19 protein-coding genes and 2 tRNA genes are annotated in these 22,060 nt (G+C 43.1%); 8 read left to right on the forward strand and 13 right to left on the reverse strand.

The window, feature by feature from the left end:
• Positions 1 to 8: 8 nt before the first annotated feature.
• The 3 genes from GPM24_RS12690 to GPM24_RS12700 form a co-directional block, all read right to left on the reverse strand.
• Positions 9 to 1,157, reverse strand: a complete 1,149-nt coding sequence (locus GPM24_RS12690; RefSeq protein WP_233268822.1) for a zinc-dependent alcohol dehydrogenase — start codon at positions 1,155 to 1,157, stop codon at positions 9 to 11.
• Positions 1,158 to 1,828: 671 nt separating this feature from the next.
• Positions 1,829 to 1,902 (reverse strand) — tRNA-Asn (locus GPM24_RS12695).
• A gap of 72 nt (positions 1,903 to 1,974) precedes the next feature.
• Positions 1,975 to 2,048: transfer RNA gene (locus tag GPM24_RS12700), tRNA-Asn, on the reverse strand.
• 86 nt (positions 2,049 to 2,134) lie between these two features.
• Here GPM24_RS12700 and GPM24_RS12705 point away from each other — a divergent pair.
• On the forward strand, positions 2,135 to 3,055 hold the full coding sequence (locus tag GPM24_RS12705) for a PfkB family carbohydrate kinase (protein ID WP_158827114.1): 921 nt from the start codon (positions 2,135 to 2,137) through the stop codon (positions 3,053 to 3,055).
• 140 nt (positions 3,056 to 3,195) lie between these two features.
• Here the strand turns inward: GPM24_RS12705 and GPM24_RS12710 are convergent, their stop codons facing one another.
• From GPM24_RS12710 to GPM24_RS12725, 4 genes are read right to left on the reverse strand one after another with little or no spacing between them, the layout of a single operon-like run.
• The gene (locus tag GPM24_RS12710; protein WP_158827115.1) at positions 3,196 to 3,459 is read right to left on the reverse strand and encodes a cytochrome b5 domain-containing protein; all 264 of its coding nucleotides are present in this window, start codon (positions 3,457 to 3,459) and stop codon (positions 3,196 to 3,198) included.
• The gene (locus GPM24_RS12715; RefSeq protein ID WP_158827116.1) at positions 3,456 to 4,142 is read right to left on the reverse strand and encodes a lycopene cyclase domain-containing protein; all 687 of its coding nucleotides are present in this window, start codon (positions 4,140 to 4,142) and stop codon (positions 3,456 to 3,458) included. Before GPM24_RS12715 ends, GPM24_RS12710 begins: the two co-directional genes overlap by 4 nt.
• A complete protein-coding gene (locus GPM24_RS12720; RefSeq protein ID WP_158827117.1) occupies positions 4,139 to 4,681 on the reverse strand; it encodes a hypothetical protein in 543 nt (180 codons plus the stop codon). Before GPM24_RS12720 ends, GPM24_RS12715 begins: the two co-directional genes overlap by 4 nt.
• A gap of 3 nt (positions 4,682 to 4,684) precedes the next feature.
• Positions 4,685 to 5,518, reverse strand: a complete 834-nt coding sequence (locus tag GPM24_RS12725) for a phytoene/squalene synthase family protein (RefSeq protein ID WP_158827118.1) — start codon at positions 5,516 to 5,518, stop codon at positions 4,685 to 4,687.
• A gap of 98 nt (positions 5,519 to 5,616) precedes the next feature.
• On the opposite strand from GPM24_RS12725, the gene crtID reads away from it, so the two are divergent.
• Positions 5,617 to 7,101, forward strand: coding sequence for a bifunctional phytoene desaturase/3,4-desaturase (gene crtID, locus GPM24_RS12730; RefSeq protein WP_158827119.1), 1,485 nt, complete (start codon positions 5,617 to 5,619; stop codon positions 7,099 to 7,101).
• 103 nt (positions 7,102 to 7,204) lie between these two features.
• Here the strand turns inward: crtID and GPM24_RS12735 are convergent, their stop codons facing one another.
• From GPM24_RS12735 to GPM24_RS12745, 3 genes are all read right to left on the reverse strand, one after another.
• Positions 7,205 to 7,744 (reverse strand): RNA polymerase sigma factor, encoded by a 540-nt coding sequence (locus tag GPM24_RS12735; RefSeq protein WP_158827120.1) that lies wholly within the window; start codon positions 7,742 to 7,744, stop codon positions 7,205 to 7,207.
• A 291-nt stretch (positions 7,745 to 8,035) separates the two neighbouring features.
• A complete protein-coding gene (gene murB, locus GPM24_RS12740; RefSeq protein WP_158827121.1) occupies positions 8,036 to 9,055 on the reverse strand; it encodes a UDP-N-acetylmuramate dehydrogenase in 1,020 nt (339 codons plus the stop codon).
• 119 nt (positions 9,056 to 9,174) lie between these two features.
• Entirely contained in the window at positions 9,175 to 9,615 is a 441-nt protein-coding gene (locus GPM24_RS12745) for a sterol desaturase family protein (protein WP_158827122.1), read from the reverse strand.
• Positions 9,616 to 9,862: 247 nt separating this feature from the next.
• Here GPM24_RS12745 and GPM24_RS12750 point away from each other — a divergent pair, with 247 nt between their 5' ends.
• The 3 genes from GPM24_RS12750 to GPM24_RS12760 all read left to right on the forward strand — a co-directional run bounded on the left by GPM24_RS12750 (position 9,863) and on the right by GPM24_RS12760 (position 14,659).
• A complete protein-coding gene (locus tag GPM24_RS12750; RefSeq protein WP_199269737.1) occupies positions 9,863 to 11,503 on the forward strand; it encodes a TldD/PmbA family protein in 1,641 nt (546 codons plus the stop codon).
• Positions 11,504 to 11,672: 169 nt separating this feature from the next.
• Complete coding sequence (locus GPM24_RS12755; protein WP_158827123.1) at positions 11,673 to 13,313, forward strand: TldD/PmbA family protein; 1,641 nt, start codon at positions 11,673 to 11,675, stop codon at positions 13,311 to 13,313.
• An 8-nt stretch (positions 13,314 to 13,321) separates the two neighbouring features.
• Positions 13,322 to 14,659 (forward strand): TldD/PmbA family protein, encoded by a 1,338-nt coding sequence (locus tag GPM24_RS12760; protein ID WP_158827124.1) that lies wholly within the window; start codon positions 13,322 to 13,324, stop codon positions 14,657 to 14,659.
• 148 nt (positions 14,660 to 14,807) lie between these two features.
• Here the strand turns inward: GPM24_RS12760 and GPM24_RS12765 are convergent, their stop codons facing one another.
• From GPM24_RS12765 to GPM24_RS12775, 3 genes are all read right to left on the reverse strand, one after another.
• Positions 14,808 to 15,539 (reverse strand): head GIN domain-containing protein, encoded by a 732-nt coding sequence (locus GPM24_RS12765; protein ID WP_158827125.1) that lies wholly within the window; start codon positions 15,537 to 15,539, stop codon positions 14,808 to 14,810.
• Between the two features lie 252 nt (positions 15,540 to 15,791).
• Complete coding sequence (locus GPM24_RS12770) at positions 15,792 to 17,447, reverse strand: M1 family metallopeptidase (protein ID WP_199269738.1); 1,656 nt, start codon at positions 17,445 to 17,447, stop codon at positions 15,792 to 15,794.
• An 85-nt stretch (positions 17,448 to 17,532) separates the two neighbouring features.
• The gene (locus GPM24_RS12775; protein WP_158827126.1) at positions 17,533 to 19,395 is read right to left on the reverse strand and encodes a CocE/NonD family hydrolase; all 1,863 of its coding nucleotides are present in this window, start codon (positions 19,393 to 19,395) and stop codon (positions 17,533 to 17,535) included.
• Between the two features lie 160 nt (positions 19,396 to 19,555).
• Between GPM24_RS12775 and GPM24_RS12780 the strand changes: the two genes are divergently transcribed.
• The 3 genes from GPM24_RS12780 to lpdA all read left to right on the forward strand — a co-directional run bounded on the left by GPM24_RS12780 (position 19,556) and on the right by lpdA (position 21,936).
• A complete protein-coding gene (locus tag GPM24_RS12780) occupies positions 19,556 to 20,002 on the forward strand; it encodes a hypothetical protein (protein WP_158827127.1) in 447 nt (148 codons plus the stop codon).
• A gap of 26 nt (positions 20,003 to 20,028) precedes the next feature.
• Positions 20,029 to 20,439, forward strand: coding sequence for a lysozyme inhibitor LprI family protein (locus tag GPM24_RS12785; protein WP_158827128.1), 411 nt, complete (start codon positions 20,029 to 20,031; stop codon positions 20,437 to 20,439).
• Positions 20,440 to 20,532: 93 nt separating this feature from the next.
• Positions 20,533 to 21,936: a dihydrolipoyl dehydrogenase gene (lpdA, locus tag GPM24_RS12790; RefSeq protein ID WP_158827129.1), complete on the forward strand. Its 1,404-nt coding sequence runs from the start codon at positions 20,533 to 20,535 to the stop codon at positions 21,934 to 21,936.
• Positions 21,937 to 22,060 lie beyond the last annotated feature (124 nt).

Here is a 22,060-nt window from a genome sequence, read left to right on the forward strand (position 1 = left end):
CATGTTAATTAAGCCAAAGCTCTTGGTGGAATTAAAAGTGGTTTAATACAGTTATCTCTTTTAGCAGAGAAAATATGATAAGCATCTGATACTTCCTCCAGCGGCAATCGGTGTGTAATAATGCCTTTAGGATTCAAACGCCCTGCCATAACATGATCAATCAGCTTAGGGAGTAATCTTTTAACCGATGCTTGGTTAGCCCGCAAGCTAATCCCCTTATTCATCAAGCTTCCCATAGGAACCATGTTAAATGGCGGCCCATATACGCCAACTACCGAAACGATGCCACCTTTTTTAACTGAATTGATTGCCCAATGCAAGGCGGTAGCTGAGCCTGCCTGCAAAAGCAACTTTTTACCCGTAATGGTTTGCATGGCACTGCCCGAAGCATCACAACCCACCGCATCAATACATACATCGGCTCCAAACCAATCTGTTTGCTTCTTCAGAAACACAACAGGATCATTCATTTCTTTGAAGTTGTACGCTTCGCAATAAGCATATTTTTTAACAAACTCCAGCCGGTAATCTATGTGATCAATCACAATGACGCGTCCGGCGCCAAACAGCCAGGCACACCTTGCTGCCATAATACCCACAGGCCCCGCACCAAAAACCACAACGGTATCGCCTTTTCTGATACCACCCATTTCAGCTGCCTGATAGCCTGTTGGAACAACGTCCGTCAACAAAACGGCATCCTCAATGTCCATTCCTTCCGGAATGACTGTTGGGCTGACATCTGCAAAAGGCACACGAACATATTCTGCCTGCCCGCCATCATACCCACCTGCAATGTGCGCATAACCAAAAAAACCGCCCACTGCCGTTGCTTCAGGGTTTGATTCATGACAATTGCCATATAACTCTTGTTTACAGAAAGGACAGGTGCCGCAAGCGATGTTGAATGGAACCAGTACGCGGTCCCCAACCTTAAGCTTTTGCACGCCCGAACCAACTTCTTCTACGACGCCTGTAAACTCATGGCCAAAGGTCATCCCTACCCGTGTGTCTGGCACAAGGCCATGATACAAGTGCAAGTCCGATCCACATATCAGCGATCGCGTGACTCGTACAATGGCGTCAAAAGGATGTTCGATTTGGGGAACAGGCTTGTCTCGGTCAACCCTAATTCTAAAGGGACCGCGATAATTCATAGCTAACATGATTACCTCCTATTTTTAATAGGAACATTCCTGAAAGTTGTATGTTTAAAAAAAGTAAATTTATTTAACTGTCTATTAACTACCCATCATGTTAAACTAAATGCAGGGCGATAAAAAGCTGTAATTTTTAATCCGTGTACTATGTAACTACTCTGAGTAGATACTTAATATTTAGAGAAAAGAAAATAGACAAGCGACGTTTTATATTCTTATCCACAATAACTCATGAGGTTGGGCAGATTTCGAACCAACTTATTCAAAATTAAGGCTCTTGAGTGTAGTTGATATTTCTGATCAGTCTGGGAAACTAATTTTACTTGTTACCTTTACAAAGTAATCAATTGGAACCTAATCTAAACTCAATGTACCTAATACAAATAAATTTAACTGCAGCTTGCCATTCTCGTCAAGCTTTTTAAGCATCTCGACATAATGGTGAATAGGCATTCCACCAGGATTTGCCCCCTCCTTCATCTGAAAGTCTAGTTCTCCATCTGTTAAACGATCAAAAATAAAGTCACCACGATTGGAGAGAAGACGGATGCTTGTAACTTCAAAGGGTCATTCCATGTATTTTATTTATTCCGTGGTCTTATACCAGAAAAACGAATCTGTAAAATTTTAAACCACAAAAAAAGCCTCACATTTCTGTGAGGCTTTTGCTCCTGAGGCTGGGCTCGAACCAGCGACCCTCTGATTAACAGTCAGATGCTCTAACCGGCTGAGCTACTCAGGAATATTCCGGTTGTATATACTCTTTAAAAACAGATTAAAAAACCACCTGGTTTTAAGGCCAAGTGGTTTTTTGCTCCTGAAGCTGGACTCGAACCAGCGACCCTCTGATTAACAGTCAGATGCTCTAACCGGCTGAGCTATTCAGGAGTATTTCCGGTTTGGAGTGGTGCAAAAGTATAAACTCTGAGGTAATTTCACAATATTTGCAGTAAAATTTTTATAAAAATATTTTCATGAGTTTATTAGTGATTGGTACTGTGGCATTTGACGCCATTGAAACCCCATTTGGTAAAACCGATAAAATTGTTGGCGGTGCGGCAACTTATGCCGGATTGGCCGCTTCGTACTTTTATAACCCGGTAAAAATCGTAGCCGTAGTGGGCGATGATTTTCCGCAGAGCGAAATTGAAGATTTTCACAACCACCATATAGATACCGAAGGCTTACAAATTAAACAAGGCGAAAAATCATTTTTTTGGAGCGGCCGTTACCATAATGACATGAATAGTCGCGATACACTGGTAACTGATTTGAATGTATTGGCTGATTTTGACCCCATCATTCCCGAAGCATATCAAGACTGTGAATACCTGATGCTGGGCAACCTTACGCCACAGGTGCAGCAAACCGTTATCAATCGCCTTAACAAGCGCCCTAAACTGATTGTAATGGACACCATGAACTTCTGGATGGACATTGCACTGAACGACTTGCTGGAGACCATTAAAATGGTAGACGTATTAACCATTAACGATGCCGAGGCACGCCAATTGTCAGGCGAATACTCCTTGGTAAAAGCCGCGCAAAAAATCCTGACCATGGGTCCTAAATACCTCATCATTAAAAAGGGTGAGCACGGCGCGTTACTGTTCAGCGAAGATAAAGTATTCTCGGCCCCTGCCCTGCCGCTGGCCGAGGTGTTTGACCCAACCGGTGCCGGCGACACTTTTGCAGGCGGCTTTATTGGTTACCTGGCTAAAGTTGGTACCGTCAACTTCAACAACATAAAAAATGCCATCATCTATGGTTCTGCCCTGGCATCTTTTTGCGTAGAAAAATTTGGTACCGAAAAAATTAAAAACTTAACCCCAGAGGAAATTAGCGAGCGTGTACAGCAATTTATAAGCTTGGCTAAGTTTGAAATAGAGTTGTAAATAAAGCCTCTCCTAGTAGGGAGTACATAAAATGTCATCTCGAACGATAGTGAGAGATCTTTTGAAACTAGTAGGTTAACTGATCGCTTTTTAAAAGATTTCTCACTATCGTTCGAAATGACATTTTCTATTTGTGCTAATCAATATCCCCCCTGTGAAGAGTCGGAAGGCGCATCTAACCTTCCTACCGCCTCAAACCGTGCAAACACACCCTCTGTATGCGGGGCATCTTGCAGTTCTTCGGTCAAATCCTGTCCGGCCCAATGTTCGTAATGTTTTCCGTTGCGCCACAGGCGGCTTTCGGTAACGTCGTAGATAACGCCCTGATAAGCCACCCAAATCTGCGGCTTATCCTGCCCGTTGCGCAGGGCCAGCTGCGATTTGGTATATACCGGCAAACTCATGCATTAACCGGCTTTGCCTTCCGTTTAAAATATTCAAAAAAGCCTACATTCATCACCAGCAAAGCCATTGAGTAAAAATGATCTTCAACCGGGATGGTGCCTACCCGCTTGGCTATATTTTCGGCGTTGTTGTACATTACGATAGGCACAGCTGTTAAAATACCATTTACAATGTAAAAGGGTAGCAGCGATACGATATATGCCATATAATAACGATTGAGCCACGGCGATTTAAATACAAATTGCAGTAACACCAACAAAACCAGCAGCAAGCTAAAAGTAATCAGGGTATACAACCTGTCGTGATAGGTCACCAACATAGCCGCGCTTAACAGAATCAACAAAACAGAAATTAATTTGCTTACTGCCTGCGGAATAGACCATGTAACATAATAATTGAGGCAGGCATAAATAAATATGCAGGAGAAAGGCACCGTCAAAAAAAACAAGATCTCTTCAAGTGGCAACTCGAAAAACTTTATCCCAGTGATATAACTGTCGTTGAATGACCAAACGCCCTTAACCGTGAACAGCACATCCCAAAACAAAAACATTAACCCGGTTAAGGCCATACCCGGCCATATAAATTTCCAGCTTTTTTGAAATTGAACCCTTTTATCAAAAGATAATAATACGGGAAAAATGATTGTTAAAAAGTTGATAAGCAGGTAAGCATATTTCACGTCAGTTCGGCTAAATGTTTGTGCAGTACTTCATTTTCCTGCGTTGTACAACGTTTCGATTCCAGCAAAAATTTAATTATGGTAACCGCCACATCCCTATCTGCCGCACTGTAATTTTTGTGGTTAAGCTGCTGTATCATTTCTTTACGGTCCATATCCAAGTGCTTGTCGTACCCTAAAAAACCTGGCAGATTATGCTCGATTGAAAACCGCATAAAGCGAATTTCCATATTATGCGGATCGGCATTTACGGCCTCTTGCAAAGTTTTTTCAGCATCCTTTAAGTATTTAAGCTTGTAATAAGGGTTCCAGGCATACTTTGCTTTTAGTGCCTGCACTGCGCCATAATAACTATGAATAAGGGGCGGTTTATTTTTTTCGGCCCCCAGTACGTTGTACAAAGAGTCGTTCACACTTCGTTTTTCCAGTGCCTGCAATAGTTGTTTGCGCAACAGTTTCACATCCGCTTTTTGGCTGTAAGTAAATCCGGCCAAAACAAACGAAAGCAACAAACTAATGCTTAACAACTTTATTTTCATACGCTAAATAACATTTAATTTTTGGTGCAGTACTGCTTTACAATACAACGCCATTTTATGTGTATCAGACACCCGGATACGTTTTTGCATGATTACATTAGCCGGTGTGCTACTAATTTTTTTGAACAACTGCCGATAATAAATATAGGCAATGTATACACCTAAGCGGGTGCCCTTAGGTAATTGCTTGATGCCTTCAAAAGCGTCGTCAAAGTCTTTTTTAATATCGGCCTCAATTTCCTGTTTATCTTCTTCCGTAAATTGGTTGAAGTTTATTGATGGGAAATAAGTTCGGCCGCGCTCTTCAAAATCAGCTTTTACGTCGCGCAAAAAATTGATTTTTTGAAATGCCGCGCCCAAACTACGAGCCATAGGTAACAACTTTTGGTAAAGCGCATTATTGTTTTCGCAGAAGATGCGCAAACACATCAGCCCAATTACTTCTGCCGAGCCATAAATGTAATCTTTATAGCCGCCTTCGTCATAAGTAGTTTTGTCTAAATCCATTTCCATGGAACGCAAAAAGGCATCTATCAATTCATCTTCAATTCCGTACTGATTAACTACCTGCTGGAACGATTGCAAAACCGGGTTTAAACTTATTTTTTGACGAATAGCCACAAAAGTTTCAGCCCGAAAAGCAGCCATCAGTTTGGGCTTGTCATAGTCATGAAAAGTATCTACAATTTCATCCGCATAGCGCACAAAACCGTAAACGGCATATATAGGATAACGAAAGCGTTTATCAAAAGCTTTTATACCTGTACTGAATGAAGTACTGTACTTGCGAGTAATTATTTTACTGCATTCAAAACACGTTTCGTCAAATAAATTCATTCGGAGGTAGGTATCTGTACTCAAAAGTACAGAATAGAAATGTAATTGTTTGAGAGGTGTCTCAAACAATTGCGTACTTTGGAACGATTAAACATATCATGAATAAAAAACAACAGGTTATTGTTATTGGTGCGGGGTTTTCGGGTTTGGCTGCGGCTACAATATTGGCCAAAGAAGGCCACCAGGTTACCATACTGGAAAAAAACGACCAGCCCGGTGGCCGTGCACGCATATGGCAGCAGGATGGCTTTACCTTTGATATGGGCCCCAGCTGGTATTGGATGCCTGATGTTTTTGAAAATTACTTTGCCTTATTCGGCAAGAAGCCGTCTGACTTTTACCAGTTAGAACGGCTTGACCCAGGTTACCGGGTTTATTATGGTAAAGATGATGTGTTAGACGTTCCGGCCAGCTTAGATGATTTGAAACAATTATTTGAACAGCAAGAACCCGGAAGCAGCGCCGGCCTGCAAAAGTTTTTAGACCAAGCCGAATACAAATACCGTGTGGGCATGGGCGAATATGTATTTAAGCCATCACACTCTATTACCGAATATTTTGATTTTAACCTGATTAAAAAAAGCCTGGGTATACAATTGCTCACCAGCATGAGCAAGCATGTACGGCAATTTTTTAAAAACCCGAGACTGATTAAATTACTGGAATTTCCTGTGTTGTTTTTAGGTGCTACACCACAAAATACGCCGGCCATGTACAGCATGATGAACTATGCCGATCTGGCACTGGGCACATGGTACCCACAAGGTGGGATGAATGAAATTGTAAAGGCCATGGTACAGGTTGCTGAAAGTTATGGCGTAACTATTAAGTTAAATACCGAAGTTACGCACATTGATGTTTTTAACCACACTGCCAATTCCATACAAACCACCAAAGGCACCTTTGATGCCGATTTTGTAATAGCCGGAGCCGATTATGAGCATGTAGACCAGCACCTGGTTGACGAACCCAGCCGTAACTATACGCCTGCTTATTGGGATAAGCGCACCATGTCGCCATCTAGCTTGTTATTTTATATTGGCGCTAATAAAAAGCTGAATAGCATACAGCACCACAACCTGTTTTTTGATGAAGATTTTGAGCTACATGCTCACGAAATTTACACCGAACCACAATGGCCTACCAAACCGCTGTTCTATGTATCATGCACTTCAAAAACAGATAGCAGTGCAGCACCTGATGGCTGCGAAAACCTTTTCTTTTTAATGCCACTGGCCCCCGGCTTGCAAGATAGCCCTGAAATGCGCGAGAAGTATTTTGATATAATGCTTACCCGCTTTGAAGCTATTACCGGAGAAACGCTACGCGATAACATTACTGTAAGACGCAGCTACGCTATGAGCGATTTTAAAGCCGACTACCATTCATTCAAAGGCAATGCTTATGGCTTAGCTAATACACTCACGCAAACAGCATTTTTAAAACCGGCTATGCGGGCTAAAAACATCAATAATATGTTATATACCGGTCAGCTTACTGTACCTGGGCCAGGTGTACCACCCGCATTAATATCCGGACAGGTAGTGGCTAAAGAAGCCATAAAGATCATGAACAAGATTTAAGGAAATTCCAAAAGCCTACTCATACGTTTTGTATAAAACAAAAAAGGCCTGCTTAATTAAGCGGGCCTTTATAATATGTTATATTCTTGAGTTTAAATAGCAATTAATCTTCTTCAGCGTAGATTGGTTTTTTAACACCGTTATCATATGCTTTCAGGTTTTTCTTTAAAAGTTTACGAGCCACGTGGATGCGGGTTTTTACAGTACCGATAGGGATAGTTAAGTGATCGGCAATCTCGTGGTATTTATGACCTTCAAAGTACATGGTAAATGGCACATAATAATCTTCAGGTAATCTATCTAATGCTCTTCTGATATCATCCATCACGAATTTAGATTCGCCTTGATTTTTGGTTGAGCTGAATACCAGGTTAGCAGATGAAATTTCTTCAGACTTAGTAACGAAAGTGCTCATCTTAACAAACCGACGGTAATTGTTGATGAATGTATTTTTCATGATGGTATACAACCATCCTTTTAAGTTGGTGCCTTCTTTAAACTTGTTGTAGTAAGTAATGGCCTTCAACATTGTATCCTGAACAAGGTCGTTAGCATCGTCTGCGTCGTGCGTAAAGTGTAAGGCGTAAGAACGTAGTGAACTTGCCTGACGTAGAACCATGGTGTTAAACTCAATCTTTGTCATTCTGTTATCTGTTAAAGTTTTGTATTACTGTACAGACAAACATGATACCGTTTTCCAATTTATCGCTTAATGCCAAAGAACTTGAATACCCGTTATAAGCTATATTGTTTAAACACAAATGTAAATTCTACTAATAATTAAAAAAATAACCTACTGAAATACAGTTATTTAAAATAATTTAAACTGAAAAGATATTATTTCTAAAATTTTAGAGTTGGGGCCAGAAAAAAAAATAAAAAAAACCAAAAAATCAGGTTTATATTTTTAGTTTTTGTTTTTAGGACACTTAAATTATTGTATAATATTTACTTCGCGTTCCAGCATTACGCCAAATTTAGTGTACACACTGTCTATGATTTGCGACGAAAGATTGTACACTTCCTGCCCGGAAGCACCGCCATGGTTCACTAATACCAACGCCTGATTCTTCCAGGTACCCGTATGTCCTATAGTTTTTCCTTTCCAGCCACACTGCTCAATCAGCCAGCCAGCCGCCAGTTTTACATAACCTTGCCCAGCCAGATAATGCGCTATATTAGGATATTGCTTATATATAGCTTCAAACTGCACCTGAGGGATCACGGGGTTTTTAAAAAAACTTCCCGAATTACCTATAGTAGAAGGGTCGGGTAATTTAGACACCCTAATAGCTGCTACCACCTGCGATACATCTTTAATAGTAGGCTGGATTATACCACGATTGGCCAACTCTTGCTCAATAGCGCCATAGCTTAAATTTAATTGGGACTGAACAGACAAACGGAACGTTACCGACACAATAATATACTGACCTTTTAAGGCCGACTTGAAAACGCTCTCCCGATATCCAAACTGACAATCGTCTTTCAAAAATGTTTTAAATTGCCCTGTAGCAATTTCAAAAGCCCAGCAACTTTCAAACACATCTTTAAGTTCTACCCCATACGCGCCAATGTTTTGTATGGGTGATGCACCAACCGAACCCGGTATTAAAGTTAGGTTTTCCATGCCGGCAAAGCCATTATCTACACAAAAATTCACCAGATCGTTCCATACCTCGCCTGCACCGGCTTCTACATATATGGTATCGCCTTGGGCATAATGCGTAATACCGTGAATGTTCAGCCGGATAACCAATCCGTCAAAATCATTTACCAGTAACATATTGCTGCCGCCGCCCATTACCAAACGCTCTACGGTATGCCATTGCTTGTCGGCAAACAGCTCTACCAAATCCTGCTCGTGGTTTATTTCTACAAAATGGCGGGCTTTGGTGTCGATACCGAAGGTGTTGTATGGTTTAAGCGAAACATTTTCCTGAATTTGCAGCATAGTCTATAAAATATAGGAGGGCGAATTTCGGAAATAAAATCCGTTACTATTATCGAAAACGAAACTTTGCAAACACCGCATCAAGCAGTTTTCTGATAAATAATATATGAGTACAATATCTACCGCCGAAAATACTTCTTGCTCGCCACCAGCAGCCCAAATTCTTCTGACGGGTTTTTCTCGGTTGATTTATGATGTATTTTATGCGCCCGGCGGATACTGAGCAGATATTTATTTTTAGTTCTAAAAGCTTTAAAGCGGTTGTGAATAAACCAGTCGTGAAAGATGAAGTAGATGGTGCCATAGGCACTGATACCAACACCAATCCACAAACGATAATCTTGTGTAAAGTGTCCCTGCCACATTAACCACATGGACAGGGCAGCAAAGCCGATACTAAACACGTCATTTAATTCAAACCAGCCGTGCCGCTCTTGGTGATGCGTTTTGTGTATGAACCATAGCGGCCCGTGAAATAGGTATTTGTGAATAAACCACGACAATGCCTCCATTCCGGCAATGGTTAGTAAAACGATAGCAGTGTTAACAACAAAATTCATGGTAATTATTCACAGTTGGTAATTAACGGATGCTTCCGCAATGAAACCGACCTGTATTTATGCCTAACTTACTTAAATTATATATGTTTTAGCAATCTAGATTTTTTGCTTTGTACCTAAAATTATACATCGGCAAAAAACAGTATTGTATATAGGCTAAAATGCACAAATCAAATCATAAAACCATTGTTCTTCTCTTTTTTACTCTATTTACAATCCTTATATTGGGCAATCAATCCCCAAACACTTGAAAAGAAAAGACTTTTTATACCTTACCGGCATGAGCATGGGTGCAGCCCTAATGCAAAGCGTGCCGGTAATGGGTTCCCCCATATCTATTGAAGAAGCCTTGCAGCCGGTAGATGTGGCTGTAAAAAAGCGCCTGGCCGACGTGGCGTTGAACGCGGCCCGCTCTAAAGGTGCCACTTATGCTGATGTACGTTTAGGCCGATATTTAAACCAATCTATCAGTACGCGCGAAAACCGGGTACAAAACATCGCCAATACCGAATCGTACGGCATGGGCATCCGTGTAATTTCCAACGGTTGTTGGGGTTTTGCCGCTACCGATAAATTAGATAACGATAGTATTGCCCGTGCAGCCGAGCTTGCGGTGGCCATTGCCAAAGAAAACTCTCGCTTGCAAAGCGAACCGGTTAAGCTGGCACCTCAAAAAGGTTATGGCGAAGTAAGCTGGAAAACGCCTATCGAAAAAAATGCGTTCGAGGTACCTGTAAAAGATAAAGTAGACCTGCTGCTGGCAGCCAATAACGCCGCTTTGCAGGCCGGCGCCTCTTTTATCAACAACAACCTGTTTATGGTAAACGAGCAAAAATATTTTGCATCAACCGACGGCTCATACATTGAGCAAGACATACACCGCATTTGGCCAACTTTCACCGTTACCAAAACCGATGCAAAAAGCGGGGGCTACGAAACCCGCAATGCGCTAAGCGCGCCGGTAGGTATGGGTTACGAATACCTGATACCAGACAATAAAGAAAAAATCACTGGCGGCTTGTTTCCTATTTACAAAAAGCGATATGATTTGCTGGAAGATGCCCGTTTGGCCGCTACCCAGTTAGATGAAAAACTAAAAGCTAAACCTGTTGAACCCGGCAAGTATGATTTAATACTGGATCCTACTAATTTGTTCCTGACCATACATGAGTCGGTTGGGCACCCTACCGAGCTGGACCGTGTGCTGGGTTATGAAGCCAACTTTGCCGGCACCAGCTTTTTAACGCTGGACAAATGGGAATCCAAGAAATTTAACTTCGGCAGCAAGATAGTCAACTTCACCGGCGATAAAACACAGCCCGGTTCATTAGGCGCAGTGGGTTATGATGACGAAGGCGTAAAAACGGGCAAGTGGGATATCGTAAAAGATGGCATCTTGGTAAACTATCAAACCATACGCGATCAGGCACATATTATTGGCTTAGATGCTTCGCAGGGCTGCTGCTACGCCGATAGCTGGGACAGTGTTCAGTTTCAGCGCATGCCTAATGTGAGTTTACAACCCGGCAAAGCATCGTTGAAGCCAGCCGAAATAATCAAGAACACCGAAAAAGGCTTATACATGTTCGGCCGCAACTCCTACTCTATCGATCAGCAACGTTATAACTTTCAATTCAGCAGTCAGCTTTGTTATGAAATACGTGACGGTAAAATTGCGGGTATGGTAAAAGGTGCAGCCTACCAGGCTAACACGCAGGAGTTTTGGAACTCGTGTTCAGCCATTTGTGATGAAAACGACTTCCGCCTGGGTGGTTCGTTTTTCGACGGCAAAGGCCAGCCCCAACAGGTAAGCGCCGTATCACATGGTTGCGCTACTACTAAGTTTGATAAGGTAAATGTGATTAATACAAATAGAAGGATTGGATAAACCAATGCCTCTGTCATTGCAAGGAACGAAGCAATCTCTGCATAGGACAAGCCAGCAAGTTAAGTATAACGACGGGATTGCCACGCTAGCACTCGCAATGACAAGATAAAAAGTAACTGACCACTGATTCAATAATAACCAGTAACAAAAACTAAACAATCACAACACATTGAACAGAAAAAACTTTCTTTACCTCACCGGAATGGGTTTCGGTGGGGCGATGCTGAGCAAAATTCCGGTGTTCGGTTCGCCGATTGCACCTGAAGCCGCTTTGCAGGAGGGTGTGGACGTGGCCGTCAAAAAACGGCTGTCTGACATAGCCCTGAATGCCGCCCGATCAAAAGGCGCTACTTATACCGACGTACGCTTGGGCCGCTACTTAAACCAGTATGTGGTAACGCGCGAAAATAAAGTGCAAAACGTAGTGAATACCGAATCGTACGGAATGGGCATCCGTGTTATTGCCAACGGTTGCTGGGGCTTTGCCGCTACCGATAAGCTGGACAACGACAGCATTGCTAAAGCCGCGGCCGAAGCAGTTGCCATTGCCAAAGAAAATGCGCGCTTGCAAACTGAGCCGGTACACCTGCTGCCACAACAAGGCTATGGCGAGGTAAGCTGGAAAGCCCCCATTGAGCGCAACGCCTTTGAAGTACCGGTGAAAGAAAAGGTAGATTTATTACTATCGGTAAACGATGCTGCCATGAAAGCGGGTGCTAACTATGTAAGCTCCATCCTGTTTTTGGTGAATGAGCAAAAATACTTTGCCTCTACCGATGGCTCCTACATCGACCAGGATGTACATCGCATATGGCCTACCTTTACCGTAACCAAGATTAACGCACAAACCGGCAAGTTTGAAAACCGTTCGGCATTAAGTTCGCCGCGCGGCATGGGTTATGAATACCTGATGCCACGCGAAAGCGATAAAATCAAAGGTGCACCGACGGTGTTGTATCGCGATCGGTATGATATGATTGATGATGCCCGCTTGGCGGCAACCCAAGCCGATTTAAAACTAAAAGCCAAATCGGTTGAACCGGGTAAGTACGATCTGATCTTGGATCCATCACACCTATGGTTGACTATCCACGAGTCGGTTGGGCACCCATCTGAACTGGATCGCGTATTGGGTTACGAAGCTAACTTTGCCGGCACCAGTTTCCTGACGCTGGATAAATGGGAATCCAAAAAATTCAAATTCGGCAGCGATAAAGTAAATGTTGTGGCCGATAAGCTGCAACCCGGTTCGTTAGGTGCTGTTGGGTATGATGATGAAGGCGTAAAAACCAAACAGTGGGACATTATTAAAGATGGTGTGCTGGTAAACTACCAATCCATCCGCGACCAAGGCCATATCATTGGCCTTAAAGAATCGCAAGGTTGTTGCTATGCCGATAACTGGAGCAGCGTACAATTTCAGCGCATGCCAAATATCAGTTTGCAAGCCGGTAAAACGCCTATGCTGCCAGCCGATATGATTAAAAATGTAGAAAAAGGCATTTATATTATTGGAGACAGTTCATTCTCTATCGATCAGCAGCGCTACAACTTCCAGTTCAGCGGACAGCTGTACTACGAGATTAAAAACGGCAAAATTGCCGGTATGCTCAACGACGTGGCCTATCAATCCAACACCCAAGAATTCTGGAACTCATGCGCCGCCGTGTGCGACCAGCGCGATTACCGTTTAGGCGGATCATTCTTTGACGGTAAAGGGCAGCCTACACAGGTGAGCGCCGTATCGCACGGCTCGGCCACTGCACGTTTTAACGGAGTTAACATTATTAACACAGCACGAAAAATTTAACACATACCATGGCTATATTAACTGAAGAACAAGCCCGCGCTTTAATGAAAAAAGCGCTGAGCTACTCCAAAGCCGACGAATGCATGATTAGCTTAAACGGAGGCGACTCCGCCAATATACGTTACGCCCGCAACTCCGTATCTACCAGCGGTTCGGTAGGCCGAAACAGTTTGGCTGTATCATCAGCCTTTGGCAAAAAGCTGGGCATTGCTACCATCAATGAGTTTGACGATGCCTCGCTCGAAAAAGTAGTACGCAGGTCGGAAGAACTGGCCCAGCTGGCTCCCGAAAACCCTGAGTACATGCCGTTTTTAGGTCCGCAAGCTTATGATGCGCCGGGTAAAACCTTTGTACAATCTACTGCCGATATGACGCCTAAGCAACGGGCAGATATGGTTCAGCAAAGTTTGCAGGTAGCTAAGGATAGTAATTTAACGGCTGCAGGCTTTTTGGAAAACAGCACAGGCTTTTCGGCCATCATGAATTCAAAAGGCTTATTTGCCTATAATGCTGGTACCGATATCAACCTATCGGTATCACTCCGTACCCAAGATGGAACAGGCTCGGGCTATGCCACCCGTGGGTTTAACGATGCCAGCAAAATGGATACGCTTGCCTTTACAAAAATTGCAGCTCAAAAGGCATCGCGCTCATCAGGTGCTAAAGCACTAGAGCCGGGCAAATACACCGTTATTTTAGAACCTGCAGCCGGTATTGTTTTATTAGAACAACTATATGGCAGTTTAGACGCGCGCAGCGCCGATGAAGGCCGCAGCTTTTTAAGCCTGCCCGGTGGTAAAACCCGCTTAGGCGAAAAACTGGTAGACGAACGTGTGAACATCTATTCGGATGCTTCCAACCCCGACCTGCCGGCTCAAACCTGGGCGGGTGATGGCCAGCCACTTAAAAAAGTGAACTGGATTGAAAAAGGCGTGGTAAAAAACTTGAGTTATTCACGCTATTGGGCGCAAAAGAAAGGTGTTCCATCTATGCCCGGCCCCGCCAATATTATTATGGACGGCGGCACCCAATCGCTCGAGGACTTAATCAAAAGTACAGAAAAAGGCATTTTGGTTACCCGCTTATGGTACATCCGCCCGGTTGACCCTAAAACATTACTGTACACCGGCCTTACCCGCGATGGTACGTTTTACATTGAAAACGGCCAGATTAAATTCCCGGTTAAAAACTTCCGCTTTAATGAAAGCCCTATCATTATGCTGAACAACCTGGAAGCCTTGGGCAAATCTGAGCGCACAATCAGTGGCGAATCGGGCGAAAATGCGCTGATTCCGCCAATGAAAATTCGCGATTTTACTTTCAGTTCATTGTCGGATGCGGTGTAAATGAACGAAGTACTTTTAGGAAAGCGTGTGCCATCCGGCACGCGCTTTTTTGTTGCCTTATCCTGTCGCCCTGAAAATCCCATAGGCTGAATAAACAAAAAAGGCACAGAGAAACTGTGCCTGATAAGTATATATAATGTGGGTTGAATTATTCCCTGCTAATACCGCCGCTACCTGTTTTAGTTGTGGATACGCGCTTAACCGCCCCTGTATAATGCACATCGCCACTACCTGTTATGGATGCCGAAAGCTGTTGATTAGCATTTACACGGGCATCGCCGGAGCCAACCACTTTAACAGCAGTGTTTTCGGTAACCAAATTGCGACCGGTAAAATCACCCGAACCAGACACACTTACTTCTGATGATTGTGCACGACCAGATACGGTAATATCGCCCGAGCCCACAATTTTGCTTTGCAAATCTTTCACATCAACACTTCCGCTGATATCGCCTGACCCCGAAAGGCTAAGCACTAAACTATTGGCACGAAGCCCGTCTTTAAATATTACGTCGCCCGATCCGGCCAGCGTGATGCTATTAATATCTTTAACCATCACATGTACAACACGCTTTTTATTACCCCAGTTAAAGTTCCAGCCTGATGAACTTTTAGTATAAATTTTCAGTTCGCCGCCTTTTACTTCTGTAATGATACGGTCAATCACATCATTATCAGCCTCTACTTTTACCGACTCGCTGCCACCCTGCGTGATATAAACATCAAACGAACCCGACACACTTACGGCATGAAAACCGGATAAATGACGATCCTGCTCATCTAAAACAAAGGCTTTGTTTACAGGAGTTGGTTTGGCATAGGTTTCACCTGCACCGGTAATCAGTGCAGCAACAAGTAAAAGTTTGGTCAGTGATTGCATGGTTTATTATTTTAGTATTGATAATAAGACGTCTTGAATTTGCAATTGGTTACAAGAAAAATGAAAATAAATACGCCCTGCATTAAATAGGCCTTCTAACTTGTATAGCTTTTAAATTAATAATGTCATTTCGAGTGCTAACGAGAAATCTTTTAAAAGCAGTAAGCGTATATGCCTCGAAAAGATCTCTCACTATCGTTCGAGATGACATTATTTGTTTAACCTTCCTCTACCGCGGAAGCTTAGGAAAGACTATTTTACCTTTATATAAAACTCAAGCGTATCAACTTCCACGTTATCTTTAGTTAAGCCTGCAATATTTACAGGTGTAAAATTGGTAGTTGGTTTAATAAACCTGTATTCGTCACCCTTAACACGCACTTTTGCCGGCATGTTAAAGCCTTTCACATCGACTATCCACCGCGCATAAGCCTTGCCATTTTCAAATTTAAATTCCAGCGTAGGGATGCTGGTATATCGCAGGTACTGGTCAAATACCGGCGTAAGGTTCATACCAGATTGCTGATTGATATAATTGACGATTTGCGGCGTGGTAACAGTTTGGTGATAAAAAGCTTTGTTTAACCCACGCAGTATTTGACGCCATTTATCATCATTATTAATGATAGCGCGAATATTATTCAACATGTTGGCACCTTTATAGTACATATCGCCCGAACCTTCTTTGTTTACATTGTATGGCCCGATGATAGGAATATCATTCTGAATGTTCTTACGGATGCCCTGAATATATTCCAGCGCTGCCTGCTTACCGTAATAGGTTTCAATAAACAATGATTCTGAATAATTGGTGAAGCTCTCGTGTATCCACATATCAGCAATATCTTTGGAAGTGATGTTATTGCCGAACCACTCATGACCACTCTCGTGCACGATAATAAAATCCCAGTTTATACCCCGGCCTGTACCCGAAAGGTCACGACCTAGGTAACCATTACGGTATTTATTGCCATAGGCTACAGCGCTTTGGTGCTCCATACCCAAATGCGGGGTTTCTACTAGTTTATAACCATCTTCGTACCAGGGGTATGGGCCAAACCAGTTTTCAAAGGCTTTGAGCATGGGCTTTACATTAGCGCCGAATTGCTTTTTTGCTTTTTCGAGATTATAGGGCAGCACCCAGTAATCTAAAGTAAGCTTACCTTTTTCGCCATCGTAGCTATCTTCAAAGTGGGTATAGTCGGCAATGTTGGCGGCAACATCGTAGTTGTTAATGGGGTTGGCTACAAACCAATCGTATTGGGTATAGCCATCGGCCAGTGGCGTCACCTTGCGCAGGCGGCCGTTAGATACGTCTTTCAGTCCAGCCGGTACGCTGATGCTGATAAGCATACTGTCTACCTCATCACCCTGATGATCTTTAGTAGGCCACCAAATGCTGGCCCCGGCACCCTGGCAGGCTGTTGCCACCCATGGCTTACCTAACGAATCGCGCGTAAATACCACGCCACCATCCCAGGGGGCACGTTTGGCTACGGTGGGATTACCAGAATAATAAACCGTAAATTCCTGCTTACTGCCTTTGCTGATGGTTTTAGGAAAAGTAACAAACACGGCGTTAAACTCGCGGGTAAACGGCAGATTCTGGCCCTGATACACTACTTTTTCCACTTTTAAGTTGGCATACAAATCAAACTGTAGTTTATTAAAATTCTGTGTTGCAGTGAATTTAAACAGGTTGCTGCCGCTGATGTACTTTTGGTCGATATCAAACTTCACATCCAGGTGGTAGTAGTTGATATCATAACAGGTACGAAGCGGTGTCAACATACCACGCAAAGTGTCGGCACAGGTATAGGTTTCTTTCTTTTGCATCAATTGAGCGGATGCGTTAAGCGAAAAAAGTGCAATCGCCGCAGTTGCAATAAATATTCGTTTAAAATTCATTTTAATATTTGGATAAGCAAATAAACAAAAAGAGGCACTATGATAGCGCCTCTTTTTGTCGTAATTATTCGGGATATTTAAAGATTTACTTTATTACCTCCACATCAATATAACTGTCATTATAAATGGTATGTGTAGATTTCACATAATCTGCATCGGTAGCTTTGTATGGGTTAGGCACAAACTTTTGCGGGTTGCGGGCCCATAACGGGAAGGCAGTGCTTTGTACTTGTATCATAATGCGGTGACCTTTTTTAAAGGTGTGCAGCACATCCTGCAGTTTCACGTTAACCTCTGTTTTTTGATTAGGCACAAAAGCTTCCGGCTTTTCAAAGCTGTTGCGGAAACGGCCCGGCATAATTTCTGAACGTACCATTTGCTGGTAGCCCGCCATCAAAATATTTTTGTTGGGCATATACGGATGGTTAGGCTCATCGGGTGGATAAACGTCTATCACTTTAACAATCCAGTCGGCATCAGTGCCGGTGGTAGCCACTTTAAGGTGCGACATAATTTCGCCGCCCAGTGTCATATCATCCTGCAAAACATCGGTCTGGAACACCAGCACATCTGGCCTGCGGCCAGCAAAGCGCTGGTCCTCGCTCATGTAATTGTGCGGCGTAAAGCCCATGGTGGTGGTATTATCTTCGGTATACGGAACCGGTTTGGCCGGGTCGCTGATGAAAGACACTGAACCTTGCGTGGCAGGTTGATTCATCGCCAATTTGCCATCGGCACTCAGGTACAGTTTTACATGCTGCGCATTAGCAGCAGGCCATTGTGTAAACTGAGCCCACTCCTTTTTACCAGTGTTGTACATGTAAGCTTTAGGCAGGCCGGAATTCTTATCGCCGTTACCTTTTAAAAAGTGGTCGAAGAATTTAGCTTCGATGTTGCGTTGATAAAACGTAGCAATGCTATCGCCAAAATACACATTGCTGTGCAGGGTATGGCCCGTTTCGCGCGACCAGCGACCATGACCAAAAGGTCCCATAACAATGGTGTTATAGGCCGACGGATCTTTTTGGGCAATGGTTTTGTAGATAGCCAGCGGGCCGCGTAAATCCTCGGCATCGTACCAGCCGCCTACCAGCATTACGGCCGGTTTTACTTTATTGTAGTGGCGCAATAAATCGCGCTTTTGCCAAAACTCGTCGTAGTTGGGATGGTTAACCGTTTCCTGCCAAAAAAAATTGTCTTTATAATATTTATCAGCATTTGGCAATGCGCCCATGCTTAGTAAAAAGTCGTAACCATCACGTGCACCGTTGGTATTCAGCATACTGTACCAAGCTTTGCTGGTGGTATCTTTTTTCTGCACACCAAATACCGGGTAAGCAAAAAAGTACGATTCGAGCAGGGCACCGTTGTGGTGAAAATCATCAAACCAAAAATCGGAGATAGGTGCCTGTGGTGATGAAGCTTTCAGTGCCGGATGGTTTGACAGGATGCCCGCTGCGGTGTAAAAGCCGGGATAAGAAATACCCCATTGCCCTACCTTGCCGTTGTTGAACTTTACGTTTTTTACCAGCCAGTCAATGGTATCGTACGTGTCCGAACCTTCGTCTACATCCTTTTTGCTTTTCTTATTATCAATGGCCGGGGTCATGTTGGTCCAGGTGCCTTCGCTTTTCCAGCGGCCACGCACATCTTGGTACACTACAATGTAACCCTCTTTCATCATAATATCTGATGGGCCTAAACGTGCCGGGTAATTACCTTCGCCGTAAGGTGCCACGCTATAGCAGGTGCGCTGCATTATCATAGGATATTTTTTACCGGCGGCTGCATCTTTAGGGGTATAGATGGCAGTGAACAGCTTTACGCCGTCGCGCATGGTAATATAAACCTCTTTTTTGGTGTAATGCTCTTTGGCGTAGTTGCTTTGGGCAAGGGCTACCGTACAGGTAACCAGCAGTGCCAGCATCAGGGAGTAAAACTTTTTCATTCGAAACGTAGTGCTTAATGTTTAGCAGCCTAATTTAAGCAGTATTGTTGATTTTAGGAGATAGTATACAAGAGTGTTACATATTATGATTGATAAATCGCATAAAAATCCATTTGCCGATTGCTTATACTTGAGAAAATAATTTTACTTGAACCTTATTATGAAGAAAACAGTTACTTTGACTTTAGCTTTTACAGTATTAGCCTTAATGGGCTATAGCCAGAATAAAATTCAAAACCGATCAAAGAAAAATTTTAAGGATGTAACGCTACAAAGCTTTAAAATTTTGCCAAGTGAAGTAGAAGGATGCTCTTGTTATTTTTATGCGTCTGAAAAAGATCAAAAGAGTGAAAAGTACTTGTTGGTTAATGATTATGCTAACACGGCATTCATTATGTTGAACGGTAAGCTGGAAAAGTTTTTACTAAAATTCCATGATGAAAAGATTAACAAGTATGTTTATAAGCATGGGGTAGACTTACTTGAAGTAAAAGTGACCAAATGGAAAAAAAGCGGATATGAGGAATCAACTGTAAAAGGAATTATCAAATTAACTAAAAAGGGATATACCATACAAAAAAGTTTTATTGGCTCATGTGGCTGTTAACCATTTTAAATCAACTATTCAATCGTATGAAATCTATTATCACTTTATTAACCTTTGTAATATCATTTCTTTTATTTTTTGCCAGCATCAGTTCCTTTGCACAAACCCAATCGGCTATGAATACGCAGGCTGGTAGTCAGTATCAAAAAACTGATAAAGAGCTGAATGCTGTTTACCAAAAAATACTGAAGCAGTATGCTAAGCAGCCGGTGTTTATTAAAAAGCTGAAAGCCGCCCAACGCTTATGGATACAGCTACGCGATGCCGAGCTGGCGGCCAAATATCCAGCACCAGGTACTTACGGCAGCGTTGAGCCTATGTGTAAAGCCGGTTATTTAGAAAAGTTAACCCGGGAACGAACTAAGTTTTTGCAAGTATGGTTAGATGGCATTGAAGAAGGCGATGTGTGCAGTGGATCAGTAAAGATGAAGCAGTAACGATATTGCAGTCAGCTAAACTTTACCAAAAAATTATCCTTATTACAACGGGTAATATTACCTTTGACCAACAACAAAAAATTCTATACAGTTATGCAATATGATGTTATCGTTATAGGTTCGGGTCCGGGCGGCTATGTGGCTGCTATCCGTTGTGCCCAGCTGGGTTTAAAAACGGCTTGTATTGAAAAATACAGCACGTTTGGCGGCACTTGTTTAAACGTGGGCTGTATCCCGTCAAAAGCACTGCTGGATTCATCCGAACACTACCATAATGCGGCGCATACTTTTAAAACCCACGGCATTAACCTGGAAAACCTGCAGGTTGATTTTGGCCAAATGGTAAAACGCAAAGATGAAGTGGTAGCGCAAACCACCGGCGGTATTACTTTCCTGTTCAAAAAAAATAAAATCACCTCATATCAGGGCGTTGGTTCTTTTGTAGATAAAAACACTATTAAAGTAACCAAGGCCGACGGCAGCGAAGAAACGATCACTACTAAAAATGTGATCATCGCTACCGGTTCTAAACCGTCCAGCCTGCCTTTCCTGAAAGTAGATAAGCAACGCATCATCACCTCAACCGAGGCTTTGAATTTGCCGGAAGTACCTAAACACTTGGTGCTGATTGGCGGTGGTGTAATTGGCTTAGAGCTGGGTTCGGTATATGCACGTTTAGGTGCCAAGGTATCGGTAGTAGAATTTATGGATGCCATCATCCCTACTATGGACCGCTCATTGAGCAAAGAGCTGCAGAAGGTTTTGCAGAAACAAGGCATTGAATTTTACCTGGGCCACAAAGTAACCGGTGCTACATCAGACGGTAACGAAGTAACCGTAACTTTTGACAGCCCTAAAGGCGACAAAATGGAACTGAAAGCCGACTACTGTATGGTAGCAGTTGGCCGCGTAGCTTACACCGATGGCTTGGGCTTAGAAAACATTGGCATTACCGTTGAAGAGCGTGGTAAAAAAATTACGGTTGATGAGCACTTGGAAACTTCGGTTAAAGGTGTGTATGCCATTGGCGACGTGGTTCGTGGCGCTATGTTAGCCCACAAAGCAGAAGATGAGGGTACTTTTGTAGCGGAATTAATAGCCGGCCAAAAACCGCACATCAATTACAACCTGATTCCGGGCGTGGTGTATACCTGGCCCGAGGTTGCCAGCGTGGGGTATACCGAAGAACAATTGAAAGAAAAAGGCGTAAAATACAAAACCGGTTCTTTCCCATTCAAAGCCAGCGGCCGCGCTCGTGCCAGCATGGATATTGATGGATTTGTAAAAGTATTGGCAGACCAGGCAACCGACGAGATTTTAGGCGTACACATGATTGGCCCGCGTGCGGCCGACATGATTGCCGAAGCCGTAGTAGCTATGGAATTCCGCGCCAGCGCCGAGGATGTAACCCGCATGAGCCATGCGCACCCAACCTTTACCGAGGCTATCCGTGAAGCTTGTTTAGCAGCTACTGAAAATCGGGCTATTCATATTTAATTTAATATCGCGGGTACTTGCCCGATTATCATAAAAAGGCTGCAAGAAAATTCTTGCAGTCTTTTTATTTGCACCCTGTAGCATTAAGCACAACAAAAAATGCCATACCTAACAAGCCTAAACT

The sequence above is a fragment of the Mucilaginibacter lacusdianchii genome (assembly GCF_009770985.1).
Lineage (GTDB): Bacteria > Bacteroidota > Bacteroidia > Sphingobacteriales > Sphingobacteriaceae > Mucilaginibacter > Mucilaginibacter lacusdianchii.

Bases quoted from the DNA above. Each gene is read 5' to 3' on its own strand.
- GPM24_RS12690 (WP_233268822.1), bottom strand. From the start codon at position 1,157: ATGAATTATCGCGGTCCCTTTAGAATTAGGGTTGACCGAGACAAGCCT.
- GPM24_RS12705 (WP_158827114.1), top strand. From the start codon at position 2,135: ATGAGTTTATTAGTGATTGGTACTGTGGCATTTGACGCCATTGAAACC.
- GPM24_RS12710 (WP_158827115.1), bottom strand. From the start codon at position 3,459: ATGAGTTTGCCGGTATATACCAAATCGCAGCTGGCCCTGCGCAACGGG.
- GPM24_RS12720 (WP_158827117.1), bottom strand. From the start codon at position 4,681: ATGAAAATAAAGTTGTTAAGCATTAGTTTGTTGCTTTCGTTTGTTTTG.
- GPM24_RS12725 (WP_158827118.1), bottom strand. From the start codon at position 5,518: ATGAATTTATTTGACGAAACGTGTTTTGAATGCAGTAAAATAATTACT.
- crtID (WP_158827119.1), top strand. From the start codon at position 5,617: ATGAATAAAAAACAACAGGTTATTGTTATTGGTGCGGGGTTTTCGGGT.
- GPM24_RS12735 (WP_158827120.1), bottom strand. From the start codon at position 7,744: ATGACAAAGATTGAGTTTAACACCATGGTTCTACGTCAGGCAAGTTCA.
- murB (WP_158827121.1), bottom strand. From the start codon at position 9,055: ATGCTGCAAATTCAGGAAAATGTTTCGCTTAAACCATACAACACCTTC.
- GPM24_RS12745 (WP_158827122.1), bottom strand. From the start codon at position 9,615: ATGAATTTTGTTGTTAACACTGCTATCGTTTTACTAACCATTGCCGGA.
- GPM24_RS12760 (WP_158827124.1), top strand. From the start codon at position 13,322: ATGGCTATATTAACTGAAGAACAAGCCCGCGCTTTAATGAAAAAAGCG.
- GPM24_RS12765 (WP_158827125.1), bottom strand. From the start codon at position 15,539: ATGCAATCACTGACCAAACTTTTACTTGTTGCTGCACTGATTACCGGT.
- GPM24_RS12770 (WP_199269738.1), bottom strand. From the start codon at position 17,447: ATGAATTTTAAACGAATATTTATTGCAACTGCGGCGATTGCACTTTTT.
- GPM24_RS12775 (WP_158827126.1), bottom strand. From the start codon at position 19,395: ATGAAAAAGTTTTACTCCCTGATGCTGGCACTGCTGGTTACCTGTACG.
- GPM24_RS12780 (WP_158827127.1), top strand. From the start codon at position 19,556: ATGAAGAAAACAGTTACTTTGACTTTAGCTTTTACAGTATTAGCCTTA.
- GPM24_RS12785 (WP_158827128.1), top strand. From the start codon at position 20,029: ATGAAATCTATTATCACTTTATTAACCTTTGTAATATCATTTCTTTTA.
- lpdA (WP_158827129.1), top strand. From the start codon at position 20,533: ATGCAATATGATGTTATCGTTATAGGTTCGGGTCCGGGCGGCTATGTG.